Source organism: Xenorhabdus bovienii SS-2004 (assembly GCF_000027225.1).
Lineage (GTDB): Bacteria > Pseudomonadota > Gammaproteobacteria > Enterobacterales > Enterobacteriaceae > Xenorhabdus > Xenorhabdus bovienii_C.
On the sequence record NC_013892.1, the window covers coordinates 3,178,442 to 3,191,863 of the forward strand.

At 47.0% G+C, this 13,422-nt stretch carries 6 protein-coding genes, 2 tRNA genes and 3 rRNA genes; 3 read left to right on the forward strand and 8 right to left on the reverse strand.

Annotated elements, in window-relative coordinates; all coding sequences use genetic code 11:
• Positions 1-111: 111 nt before the first annotated feature.
• Both pssA and XBJ1_RS13810 read left to right on the forward strand, forming a co-directional pair.
• Entirely contained in the window at positions 112-1,467 is a 1,356-nt protein-coding gene (pssA, locus tag XBJ1_RS13805; protein WP_038199168.1) for a CDP-diacylglycerol--serine O-phosphatidyltransferase, read from the forward strand.
• A 119-nt stretch (positions 1,468-1,586) separates the two neighbouring features.
• The gene (locus XBJ1_RS13810) at positions 1,587-1,940 is read left to right on the forward strand and encodes a YfiM family lipoprotein (protein ID WP_173346400.1); all 354 of its coding nucleotides are present in this window, start codon (positions 1,587-1,589) and stop codon (positions 1,938-1,940) included.
• Positions 1,941-1,999: 59 nt separating this feature from the next.
• On the opposite strand, the gene rrf is transcribed toward XBJ1_RS13810, so the two are convergent.
• From rrf to rluD, 8 genes are all read right to left on the reverse strand, one after another.
• Positions 2,000-2,115, reverse strand: a 5S ribosomal RNA gene (rrf, locus tag XBJ1_RS13815).
• Between the two features lie 86 nt (positions 2,116-2,201).
• A 23S ribosomal RNA gene (locus tag XBJ1_RS13820) occupies positions 2,202-5,111 on the reverse strand.
• Between the two features lie 162 nt (positions 5,112-5,273).
• Positions 5,274-5,349: transfer RNA gene (locus XBJ1_RS13825), tRNA-Ala, on the reverse strand.
• 125 nt (positions 5,350-5,474) lie between these two features.
• A tRNA-Ile gene (locus tag XBJ1_RS13830) sits at positions 5,475-5,551 on the reverse strand.
• A gap of 65 nt (positions 5,552-5,616) precedes the next feature.
• Positions 5,617-7,160 (reverse strand): 16S ribosomal RNA (locus XBJ1_RS13835).
• Together the 16S, 23S and 5S rRNA genes with 2 tRNA genes alongside form the textbook arrangement of a ribosomal RNA operon.
• A gap of 614 nt (positions 7,161-7,774) precedes the next feature.
• Complete coding sequence (clpB, locus tag XBJ1_RS13840; RefSeq protein WP_012989627.1) at positions 7,775-10,357, reverse strand: ATP-dependent chaperone ClpB; 2,583 nt, start codon at positions 10,355-10,357, stop codon at positions 7,775-7,777.
• Between the two features lie 130 nt (positions 10,358-10,487).
• Positions 10,488-11,219 carry a purine nucleoside phosphorylase YfiH gene (gene yfiH, locus XBJ1_RS13845; protein ID WP_012989628.1) on the reverse strand — a complete coding sequence of 244 codons (732 nt, stop codon included), beginning with the start codon at positions 11,217-11,219 and terminating at the stop codon, positions 10,488-10,490.
• Positions 11,220-11,223: 4 nt separating this feature from the next.
• On the reverse strand, positions 11,224-12,201 hold the full coding sequence (gene rluD, locus XBJ1_RS13850) for a 23S rRNA pseudouridine(1911/1915/1917) synthase RluD (RefSeq protein ID WP_012989629.1): 978 nt from the start codon (positions 12,199-12,201) through the stop codon (positions 11,224-11,226).
• Positions 12,202-12,348: 147 nt separating this feature from the next.
• Between rluD and bamD the strand changes: the two genes are divergently transcribed.
• Positions 12,349-13,071 carry an outer membrane protein assembly factor BamD gene (gene bamD, locus XBJ1_RS13855; protein ID WP_173346424.1) on the forward strand — a complete coding sequence of 241 codons (723 nt, stop codon included), beginning with the start codon at positions 12,349-12,351 and terminating at the stop codon, positions 13,069-13,071.
• Positions 13,072-13,422 lie beyond the last annotated feature (351 nt).

Sequence of the window (13,422 nt, forward strand, 5' to 3'; positions counted from 1 at the left end):
AATTCATACTCACAATTAACCAAACTAATGGTATTATCGCCAGATCATTTTGATTCATACACCTGATGATGGAACTCCAACCATCCAAACTAAGAGAAAAAACGCACTGTGATGTTGTCTAAATTTAAACGAGCCAAACACCAACAACACCTTGCACAACTGCCTAAATTACCGCAGTCAGTTGCTGACATTAAGACACTTTATCAATCAAAAGTGTTCCGCAGCACCTTACTGGAACACATTGCGAACGCTGAAAAATATATTTATATCGCCGCTTTATATTTAGAAAATGACGACGCAGGGCGAGATATTATGGATGCTCTGTATATTGCCAAGCAAAAACGCCCTAAGCTGGATATCAAAATTTTCGTTGACTGGCATCGTGCTCAACGTGGCCGTATCGGCGCAGAAGCAGCGGCAACAAATGCAGATTGGTATTGCTCTATGGCCGAAAGCTACCCTGATGCCAACATTTCCGTTCTAGGAGTTCCGGTGAATACCCGCGAAGCACTGGGGGTTTTGCATCTAAAAGGCTTTATCTTTGATGATACGGTAATTTATAGCGGTGCCAGTATTAATGATGTCTATCTGCATCGCCATGAAAAATATCGTTATGACCGTTACCATTTGCTGCATAATGCAAAACTCGCAGCCATTATGAAGCAGTTTATTGATGATAATATTCTTACCGCTGATGCCGTAAAAAATTTAGCCTGCCACAGTCGCCCTCGTAGTCTTGAAATTAAAAATTTGATTCGACAGTTCCGTACTTCATTACGCAGTGTTGAATACAACATTGAGAATCAGGCATCAAATGAGGAATTGGCAGTCACACCTCTTGTCGGATTAGGTAAAAAAAATCTACTAAATAAAACGATATGCCACCTGATCTCCAGTACTGAAAATAAATTGGTCATCTGCACACCTTATTTCAATTTACCGGCGGTTCTGGTACGCGCAATATCACGATTGCTCCGACAAGGAAAACAGGTTGAGATTATCATTGGCGATAAAACGGCCAATGATTTTTACATTCCACCGGAAGAACCCTTTAGAATTATCGGGGCATTACCTTATCTGTATGAAATTAATCTGCGTCGTTTTACTAGCCGACTGCAATACTTTATCGATAACCAGCAATTAACCATTCGGCTATGGAAAGAGGCAGATAATACTTATCACTTAAAAGGGATCTGGGTTGATAACAAATGGCAATTAATTACCGGCAATAATCTCAATCCACGAGCATGGGGACTAGATCTAGAGAATGCTATTCTCATCCACGATCCTCATCAGGAAATGCAAGAACAACGCACATTAGAACTAGACTGCATTCGTACTCATACAAAAATTATCAATGATTACCAGGAGCTGGAAAGTATACAGCTTTATCCGGTCAAGGTTCGCAAACTGATACGCCGTTTACGCCGTATCCGAGTCGACCGATTAATTAGCCGCATACTGTAAAATAGATAAATAATTATCGACTCATCAATCCTTTCTTGCTATCGCTAGAGGGAATTTTTTGTATCTTATTTATCAACAAGCTATGATTTACAGAAATATAAATCATGGCGTAAATCACAATGATAAAACCTGTCATAAATATAATAAAAAATGTATTGGTAATCTCTCCTCTCCTATTTACAATCGCGTGTTCCAATATGTATCAGGCCAACGATAATTGGACAGGTAAAGATAAAGCTCAACATTTTCTATTTTCTTCGGCTATGGCGGCTGCGGGTAATGCTTATGGGGAGCGGCAAAATTGGACACATCAGGAAAGTGCACAGTTTGGCCTACTCCTGTCTATCAGCCTTGGTACAGCGAAAGAATTTTATGATAGTCGACCACCAGGAACAGGCTGGAGTTGGCAGGATTTTGTTTATGATATCGCCGGAGCAATGGCTGGCTATAGTTTGTATCAGTCTTTGAAGTAAGTTTTATACTCAAGACGCAAAAAAGCCACCCGGTGGGTGGCTTCTCTGGCTAAATAGATGTCTGGCAGTGCCCTACTCTCACATGGGGAGACCCCACACTACCATCGGCGCTACGGCGTTTCACTGCTGAGTTCGGCATGGGATCAGGTGGGACCACCGCGCTATGGCCGCCAGACAAATTCTGTGTTCAATCCCGAACAAGCTGCTGTTTTTCATTTGAAACTGCGTCTCTCTCTCTCACCAAAACACCTTCGGTGTTGTCAGGTTAAGCCTCACGGTTCATTAGTACTGGTTAGCTCAACGTATCGCTACGCTTACACACCCAGCCTATCCACGTCCTCGTCTTGAACGTTCCTTCAGTATCCTCAAGGGACAAGGGAAGACTCATCTCAAGGCAAGTTTCCCGCTTAGATGCTTTCAGCGGTTATCTCTTCCGCACTTAGCTACCGGGCAGTGCCATTGGCATGACAACCCGAACACCAGTGGTGCGTCCACTCCGGTCCTCTCGTACTAGGAGCAGCCCCTTTCAATCTTCCAACGCCCACGGCAGATAGGGACCGAACTGTCTCACGACGTTCTAAACCCAGCTCGCGTACCACTTTAAACGGCGAACAGCCGTACCCTTGGGACCTACTTCAGCCCCAGGATGTGATGAGCCGACATCGAGGTGCCAAACACCGCCGTCGATATGAACTCTTGGGCGGTATCAGCCTGTTATCCCCGGAGTACCTTTTATCCGTTGAGCGATGGCCCTTCCATTCAGAACCACCGGATCACTATGACCTACTTTCGTACCTGCTCGAGCTGTCACTCTCGCAGTCAAGCTAGCTTATGCCATTGCACTAACCTCACGATGTCCGACCGTGATTAGCTAACCTTCGTGCTCCTCCGTTACGCTTTGGGAGGAGACCGCCCCAGTCAAACTACCCACCAGACACTGTCCGCGACCCGGATAACGGGCCTGCGTTAGAACATCAAACATTCAAGGGTGGTATTTCAAGGATGGCTCCGTGCAGACTGGCGTCCACACTTCACAGCCTCCCACCTATCCTACACATCAAGGTTCAAGGTTCAGTGTCAAGCTATAGTAAAGGTTCACGGGGTCTTTCCGTCTTGCCGCGGGTACACTGCATCTTCACAGCGAGTTCAATTTCACTGAGTCTCGGGTGGAGACAGCCTGGCCATCATTACGCCATTCGTGCAGGTCGGAACTTACCCGACAAGGAATTTCGCTACCTTAGGACCGTTATAGTTACGGCCGCCGTTTACTGGGGCTTCGATCAAGAGCTTCGCGTTGCCGCTAACCCCATCAATTAACCTTCCAGCACCGGGCAGGCGTCACACCGTATACGTCCACTTTCGTGTTTGCACAGTGCTGTGTTTTTATTAAACAGTTGCAGCCAGCTGGTATCTGCGACTGGCCTCGGCTCGGGGAGCAAGTCCCGTCACCTGGCGCCAGCGTGCCTTCTCCCGAAGTTACGGCACCATTTTGCCTAGTTCCTTCACCCGAGTTCTCTCAAGCGCCTGAGTATTCTCTACCTGACCACCTGTGTCGGTTTGGGGTACGATTCACTGTTACCTGATGCTTAGAGGCTTTTCCTGGAAGCAGGGCATCAACCACTTCAGCACCGTAGTGCCTCGTTATCACGCCTCAGTGTTCACGGAAGAACGGATTTACCAATTCTTCCCACCTACACGCTTGAACCGGGACAACCGTCGCCCGGCTGGTCTAGCCTTCTCCGTCCCCCCTTCGCAGTAACACCGAGTACGGGAATATTAACCCGTTTCCCATCGACTACGCCTTTCGGCCTCGCCTTAGGGGTCGACTCACCCTGCCCCGATTAACGTTGGACAGGAACCCTTGGTCTTCCGGCGAGCGGGTTTTTCACCCGCTTTATCGTTACTTATGTCAGCATTCGCACTTCTGATACCTCCAGCATGCCTCACAGCACACCTTCGCAGGCTTACAGAACGCTCCCCTACCCAACAACACCTAAGTGTTGCTGCCGCAGCTTCGGTGCATGGTTTAGCCCCGTTACATCTTCCGCGCAGGCCGACTCGACCAGTGAGCTATTACGCTTTCTTTAAATGATGGCTGCTTCTAAGCCAACATCCTGGCTGTCTGAGCCTTCCCACTTCGTTTCCCACTTAACCATGACTTGGGGACCTTAGCTGGCGGTCTGGGTTGTTTCCCTCTTCACGACGGACGTTAGCACCCGCCGTGTGTCTCCCGTGATAACATTCTTCGGTATTCGCAGTTTGCATCGGGTTGGTAAGTCGGGATGACCCCCTAGCCGAAACAGTGCTCTACCCCCGAAGATGAATTCACGAGGCGCTACCTAAATAGCTTTCGGGGAGAACCAGCTATCTCCCGGTTTGATTGGCCTTTCACCCCCAGCCACAAGTCATCCGCTAATTTTTCAACATTAGTCGGTTCGGTCCTCCAGTTAGTGTTACCCAACCTTCAACCTGCCCATGGCTAGATCACCGGGTTTCGGGTCTATACCCTGCAACTTAACGCCCAGTTAAGACTCGGTTTCCCTGCGGCTCCCCTAAACGGTTAACCTTGCTACAGAATATAAGTCGCTGACCCATTATACAAAAGGTACGCAGTCACCCTGATAAATCAAGGCTCCCACTGCTTGTACGTACACGGTTTCAGGTTCTATTTCACTCCCCTCGCCGGGGTTCTTTTCGCCTTTCCCTCACGGTACTGGTTCACTATCGGTCAGTCAGGAGTATTTAGCCTTGGAGGATGGTCCCCCCATGTTCAGACAGGATACCACGTGTCCCGCCCTACTCGTCGAACTCACACCACCAGTGTCTTCAGATACGGGGCTATCACCCTTTACTGCCGGCCTTTCCAGACCGTTCTCCTGACGCTGATGCTGATGTTGGTTCTGGGCTGTTCCCCGTTCGCTCGCCGCTACTGGGGGAATCTCGGTTGATTTCTTTTCCTCGGGGTACTGAGATGTTTCAGTTCCCCCGGTTCGCCTCCGGACCCTATGAATTCAGGCCAGGATAGTGCAACGGATTGCACTGGGTTTCCCCATTCGGGTATCGCCGGTTATTGCGGTTCATATCACCTTACCGGCGCTTATCGCAGATTAGCACGCCCTTCATCGCCTCTGACTGCCTAGGCATCCACCGTGTACGCTTAGTCGCTTAACCTCACAACCCGAAGGTGTCTTCGGGTGTGCGTTTTGAGAGACTCACCAGTCCCGTCCATGACGGCACTGATTGTTTCAAATTTTCAGCTTGTTCCAGATTGTTAAAGAGCAAAAATTTCACAACACACGGGTGTTTTCCCCATGGGTTCTGAAATGATTTGTATGGTGGAGCTAAGCGGGATCGAACCGCTGACCTCCTGCGTGCAAGGCAGGCGCTCTCCCAGCTGAGCTATAGCCCCATACAGTGTTATCACCGGCCTGTCAGACAACTGTGCAGACCGTTTCCCCGCCCGCCGTTTCAACGCAGATAACACCGCTGCATCCGCACCGGGTCACCCTGGAAAGGGCCAGGAGTCAACGTGTCTGGTAGGCCTGAGTGGACTTGAACCACCGACCTCACCCTTATCAGGGGTGCGCTCTAACCACCTGAGCTACAAGCCTATACCGTGATACTCTATTTTCATCAGACAATCTGTGTGGACACTGCACAATCACTATCATTCAGGTAAGGAGGTGATCCAACCGCAGGTTCCCCTACGGTTACCTTGTTACGACTTCACCCCAGTCATGAATCACAAAGTGGTAAGCGCCCCCCCGAAGGTTAAGCTACCTACTTCTTTTGCAACCCACTCCCATGGTGTGACGGGCGGTGTGTACAAGGCCCGGGAACGTATTCACCGTAGCATTCTGATCTACGATTACTAGCGATTCCGACTTCATGGAGTCGAGTTGCAGACTCCAATCCGGACTACGACAGACTTTATGAGTTCCGCTTGCTCTCGCGAGGTCGCTTCTCTTTGTATCTGCCATTGTAGCACGTGTGTAGCCCTACTCGTAAGGGCCATGATGACTTGACGTCATCCCCACCTTCCTCCGGTTTATCACCGGCAGTCTCCCTTGAGTTCCCACCATCACGTGCTGGCAACAAAGGATAAGGGTTGCGCTCGTTGCGGGACTTAACCCAACATTTCACAACACGAGCTGACGACAGCCATGCAGCACCTGTCTCTCAGGTCCCGAAGGCACTCCGCCATCTCTGGCAGATTCTGAGGATGTCAAGAGTAGGTAAGGTTCTTCGCGTTGCATCGAATTAAACCACATGCTCCACCGCTTGTGCGGGCCCCCGTCAATTCATTTGAGTTTTAACCTTGCGGCCGTACTCCCCAGGCGGTCGATTTAACGCGTTAGCTCCGGAAGCCACGCCTCAAGGGCACAACCTCCAAATCGACATCGTTTACAGCGTGGACTACCAGGGTATCTAATCCTGTTTGCTCCCCACGCTTTCGCACCTGAGCGTCAGTCTTCGTCCAGGGGGCCGCCTTCGCCACCGGTATTCCTCCACATCTCTACGCATTTCACCGCTACACGTGGAATTCTACCCCCCTCTACGAGACTCTAGTCAACCAGTTTTAGATGCCGTTCCCAGGTTGAGCCCGGGGATTTCACATCTAACTTAATTGACCGCCTGCGTGCGCTTTACGCCCAGTAATTCCGATTAACGCTTGCACCCTCCGTATTACCGCGGCTGCTGGCACGGAGTTAGCCGGTGCTTCTTCTGCGGGTAACGTCAATCAACAACGCTATTTACGCTGTTGCCTTCCTCCCCGCTGAAAGTACTTTACAACCCGAAGGCCTTCTTCATACACGCGGCATGGCTGCATCAGGCTTGCGCCCATTGTGCAATATTCCCCACTGCTGCCTCCCGTAGGAGTCTGGGCCGTGTCTCAGTCCCAGTGTGGCTGGTCATCCTCTCAGACCAGCTAGGGATCGTCGCCTAGGTGAGCCTTTACCCCACCTACTAGCTAATCCCATCTGGGTTCATCCGATGGCGTGAGGCCCGAAGGTCCCCCACTTTGCTCCAGAGAGGTTATGCGGTATTAGCCACCGTTTCCAGTGGTTATCCCCCTCCATCGGGCAGATCCCCAGACATTACTCACCCGTCCGCCGCTCGCCGGCAGGGAAGCAAGCTTCCCCCCCGCTGCCGCTCGACTTGCATGTGTTAGGCCTGCCGCCAGCGTTCAATCTGAGCCATGATCAAACTCTTCAATTAAAAGTCTGATGCTCAAAGAATTGTTACTGTTATTTCGTAATGAATTAACTGTTTTAGTCACTCTTTAAGACTTTAAAGTTTTCGGCATCTTGCGATGCTGTCGATACTGTCTTGTGAGTGCCCACACAGATTGTCTGATTAAATTGTTAAAGAGCGGTCCGACCGGAGCAGGGCTCCGTGCCGTGAGGCTGCGTATCTTACGCTTTCCTCGCCGGGTGTCAAGCCTTTATTTTCAGGGCTTTTCTCCCGCTGTCCTCGGCGGCGTGTCTTCGCTCAGCGTCGGTCAGTGGTGGCGCATTATAGGGACTTTTCCGTGCCTGGCAATAGTTTTTTTAAAAAAAAAACTCAATCGATTATTTATCCTCCAATGCAAGCCAAATTGGTGCTTTGTTAGACTAAAAAATGTAAAAAGAAGTGGTTTTTCCACCTCTTTTTTACTTCTGGTATACCTTTTTATATCACCTCATGAAAATTTCACATGAGAGTTGTCTATATAAAGACGACTATCTATGAAAATCGACCAATCAAACAATCAAACAATCAAACAATCAAACAATCAAACAATCAAACAATCAAACAATCAAACAATCAAACAATCAAACAATCAAACAATCTCATTGTTTTGCAATTATGTGGTCGTTTTCCAGATCTAAAGTAACCAATTTTCCGGGAATTAGTTTGCCTGAAAGGATCTTCTGAGCCAAAGGGTTTTCGATCTCTTGCTGGATGGCTCGTTTTAATGGCCGAGCACCATATACAGGATCAAAACCAGCATCACTCAGTTTCTCTAATGCTGTCGATGTCATCGTAACCTGATAGCCACGCTCTTCCAACCGATGGTATAAACGTTGTAATTGGATATTCGCAATGGATGTCAGATGTTCTTTTCCTAATGGATGGAACACGACGACTTCATCCACACGGTTAATAAATTCAGGTCTGAAATGATGACCAACTACTTCCATCACCATATCTTTCATTCCCGTATAATCCAGTGCACCAAAACGTTCCTGAATTATATCTGAACCTAGATTAGAGGTCATAATTATAACAGTATTGCGAAAATCAACCGTTCTTCCCTGTCCATCCGTCAGACGACCATCATCCAATACCTGTAACAGAATGTTGAAGACATCAGGATGAGCTTTTTCTATCTCATCCAGTAAAATCACTGAATAAGGGCGACGACGCACCGCTTCTGTCAGATACCCCCCCTCTTCATATCCAACATATCCAGGAGGAGCCCCCACCAGTCTTGAAACAGTATGTTTTTCCATAAATTCCGACATGTCTAGGCGCACCATCGCATCATCACTGTCGAATAGGAAATTGGCCAACGCTTTGCACAATTCGGTTTTACCTACCCCCGTCGGCCCCAAAAACATAAAAGAACCAATCGGACGATTTGGATCGGATAATCCCGCACGGCTACGACGAATTGCATTAGATACAGCCTCAACAGCCTCATTTTGCCCGATGACACGTTTATGTAATTCATGCTCCATGCTCAGAAGTTTATCTTTTTCACTCTCCAACATTCTGGATACAGGAATCCCCGTCCAGCGAGCAAGAATTTCGGCAATTTCGGCATCAGTTACTTTGTTACGCAGCAGTTTCATATGATGGCTTTCTGCCGTTGCTGCCGTTGCTGCCGTTGCCAAACGTTTTTCCAATTCTGGAATTTTTCCGTACTGGATTTCAGACATCTTCGCTAGATCACCACTACGACGGGCTTTTTCTAATTCAAGGCGCGTATTCTCTAATTCTGCTTTAATGTTCTGAGTGCCAGTCAGCTCTGCTTTTTCGGCTTTCCACTCTTCTTCCAGCTCAGAATATTCGCGTTCTTTCTCCACCAGCTCCATATTCAACATTTCGAGTCGTTTTTTACTGCCATCGTCCGATTCTTTTTTCAGTGCCTGCTGTTCAAGCTTTAACTGAATAACCCGACGCTCCAAACGATCCAGTGCTTCTGGTTTAGAATCCATTTGCATACGCAAACTTGCTCCTGCTTCATCAATTAGATCGATGGCTTTGTCTGGCAACATACGATCTGAAATATAGCGATGAGACAAAGTCGCAGCAGCAACAATTGCTGGATCAGTAATTTGTACATGGTGATGCAATTCATAGCGTTCTTTAAGCCCACGCAGGATAGCAATGGTATCTTCAACAGTTGGCTCCGCCACATACACTTTCTGGAAACGACGTTCCAAAGCAGCATCTTTTTCAATGTACTGACGATATTCATCCAGTGTCGTCGCACCAACACAGTGTAGTTCACCCCGAGCCAAGGCGGGTTTAAGCATGTTACCGGCATCCATTGCGCCATCAGCCTTACCTGCTCCTACCACCGTATGCAATTCATCAATGAACAGAATGACTGAGCCTTCCTGTTTGGCGAGATCGTTCAAAACACCTTTCAAACGTTCTTCAAATTCACCACGGTATTTCGCACCCGCCACTAGCGCTCCCATATCAAGGGACAGAACGCGTTTGTTTTTCAGCCCCTCTGGAACTTCAGCATTAATAATACGCTGCGCCAGACCTTCAACTATGGCGGTTTTCCCAACACCCGGTTCACCAATAAGAACAGGGTTATTTTTAGTTCTACGCTGTAATACCTGAATTGTCCGGCGAATTTCTTCATCGCGCCCAATCACGGGATCTAATTTGCCCTGTTCGGCACGTTCAGTTAGATCGATTGTGTATTTTTTTAGTGCCTGACGCTGATCTTCAGCACCTTGATCACTCACTTTCTCACCACCACGCATCTGTTCTATTGCCTTAGCGATTTTATCTTTGGTTGTTCCCACAGCTTTAAGTATGTCACTTAATGTTCCACGTTCTTCTATTGCCGCCAGAACAAAGAGTTCAGAAGAAATAAAATTGTCACCTGCTTTTTGCGCAAGTTTGTCACACAAGTTTAAATAACGCCCCAGCTCATTGGATACCTGTACATCACCACCATTACCCTCTACTTTCGGTAATCGACCTAAGGCTTGGTTAAGTTGATTGTTGATGCTACTCGTATCAACCCCTGCCAATGTTAGTAAGGGACGAACAGAGCCCCCCTCTTGATGAAGCAATGCGCTCATCAAGTGGATCGGTTCGATGAATTGATTATCACGCCCTAATGCAAGAGATTGCGCGTCAGCGAGAGCAAGCTGGAATTTATTAGTAAGACGATCCAGACGCATAACACCTCCAATACTGGTCAGAATTTGCTACTGGAAACTAGATAAGGTCATTCCTTAAATATTCAAGGTACTCTGAAAGAGTTAATTGGAAACTAACCACTAAACACCAAAAATCATCCTATAACGCCGATTATCTCAGCCAGATTAAAGTTGCCATACGTCCAGTGTTACCATCACGGCGATAGGAGAAAAAGTTTCTTTCCTCAGTGGCAGTACAAACAGCCCCTCCAAAAACTTCATTTATACCAATAGACTGCAACTTCAATTTAGCCAGTAAATAGATATTTGCCAAAAATTTATTACCATAAGGTGTAAAGGCTTGTTCTAGCTCAGGATTGGTTACAACAAACGCATCCATAACTTCACGACCCACCTCAAATTTTTCAGGGCCAATGGCTGGCCCTAACCATGCGCGGATCATTTCAGGTTTTGCGCTAAATTGAGTCACAGTATTTTCTAGAACCCCTGTACATAACCCACGCCATCCCGCATGCGCCGCTGCAATTTCATTCCCCGCAATGGTGCAGAAAAGAACAGGCAGGCAATCTGCTGTCATGACAGCACAAACCTGCCCGGGTATATTCGTGTAAACAGCATCAGCCTGATTATCTTTCACTGGCTGACCATCCAGATTGATAACTCGAGTTCCGTGTACCTGTTCCAACCAGACAGGTTGTTGTGGCAACTGGGCATATTCAACCAGCAGTTTTCTGTTCCGCTCCACACATTTCGAATCATCACCAACATGGTTACCCAGATTCAAACTGTCATAAGGCGGTAGGCTTACTCCACCTAAGCGGGTTGTGCTGCAAGCACCAACATTATCAAGCTGTGGCCAATCAGGAAAAATCAGTGGGGTCATTTACCTACCAGTCCATCTCATCTTTGAAAGTTTCAGCATCCGCTTTCATCACATCAATCAATTTAACCATATCATCTGGTAATTCTGCATGCCATTCCATCTCAATACCAGAAATGGGATGGTAAAGTCGTAGCATGGTGGCATGCAATGCCTGACGATCAAAGTTGCGCATCACTTCGCGAAATTCGTCTGAAGCACCTTTTAACGGACGAGGACGGCCACCGTATAAAGGATCACCAACCAGAGGATGCTTGATATGTGCCATATGGACACGGATCTGATGTGTCCTGCCAGTTTCCAGTCGCAGACGCAGACGAGTATGTGCCCGGAAATGTTCCATAACCCGATAATGGGTAACTGCCGATTTTCCCATAGGATGCACTGCCATGTGTGTCCGTTTTGTCGGATGGCGGGATATAGGTTCTTCTACCATTCCCCCTGCTGTCATGCATCCCAAGGCGATCGCTTCATATTCACGGGTAATTTCACGCAGTTGTAGGGATTCCACCAAGCGGGTTTGCGCTGGAACGGTTTTTGCGATAACCATCAATCCAGTCGTATCTTTATCGAGACGGTGTACAATACCAGCGCGGGGGACATCTGCAATTGCAGGATAGCGATATAACAAGGCATTCAGTACAGTACCATCAGGATTACCTGCTCCAGGATGTACAACCAAATCACGCGGTTTGTTAATCACTAGAATATCATCATCTTCATAAACAATATTCAACTCGATATCTTGTGGTTCCCAACGCGCATCTTCTTCAATGATGGCATCAATGGAAATTACTTCACCGCCCAGTACTTTTTCTTTTGGCTTATTGATCAATTTACCATTAACCTGAACTTTATTATCCAAAATCCATTCTTTTATACGGGATCTTGAATAATCAGAGAACAATTCAGCCAAAGCCTGATCTAAACGTTGACCGAGCTGTGTTTCAGCGACTGTTGCATTAAGTCGTATTTTTTGTGCCATATATAAATTCTGTATTTTACGTTGAGTTTTGACGGCAAAGCCGTTTCATTTAAAATAATATGCTATTGTAGCTCTATCTTTTGCTGGGAACTTCATGGATAGTCTCCCAGAAAACACTCAGAGGATAATCAACACGTGATGATTCGCATGAAATATCTGGTGGCAGCAGCCACATTGAGTATGGTTTTATCTGGATGCTCCAACAATAAGGATGCTGTTCCTGATATCCCGCAATCTCAAATTTACTCAGCCGGGCAAAAACACCTGCAAGAAGGTAACTATAAAGGGGCTATCAAACAATTGGAATCCCTTGATAACCGTTATCCTTTTGGACCGTACTCCCAACAGACTCAGCTTGATTTGATTTATGCCTATTACAAATCAGCAGAATTCCCAATGGCTCTCGCATCCATTGACCGTTTCATGCGTCTGAACCCAACCCATCCGAATATCGACTATGTGATATACTTGCGTGCTCTGATATCTCAAGCCTTGGATGACAATACTCTGCAAAGCTTTTTTGGCATAGATCGTTCAGATCGAGATCCTGAACATGCCCGTGCCTCATTCCGTGATTTCAACCTGCTAGTCAGCCGTTATCCTAACAGTCAGTATACGTCCGATGCTGCCAAGCGTTTAGTCTTCCTCAAAGAACGTTTGGCCAAATATGAACTTGCGGTTGTAAAATATTACACTAAACGCAGCGCTTATGTGGCCGTTGTCAGTCGAGTTGAACAGATGTTACGGGATTATCCTGATACTCAAGCGACCCGAGAAGCACTTCCTTACATGGAAGCTTCCTATAAGGAATTGGGTCTGATGGCTGAAGCAGATAAAGTGGCAAAATTAATTGCGGCTAACCCAGTATAAGATTTAAGAAAAGTAAAAAGCATCAACAGCAGCTACGGCTGCTGTTATTTTTCATAGTTCAAATGCCCTTTTTACGGCGCTACGCTTAATGAACCTATAACCTGCTTTAATTAGTTTCAGCAGCAACTAGCCCTAGGCGTAATGTATCTTAAGATTATCAACCGTCTTGATAATACCATAACTGACCAATAATGATGCATAATGCCCCTCTTAGCAATAAATATTCTCTATATCTTCCTCACCAATCACACTTCTGTTACTTACTGTCAAAGCAGCCCAATAAAAGTGATTTAGATCATTCTTTTTATGTCAAAGAAAGGTATGCTGAAACTATCGAAGACGGAGTAACAT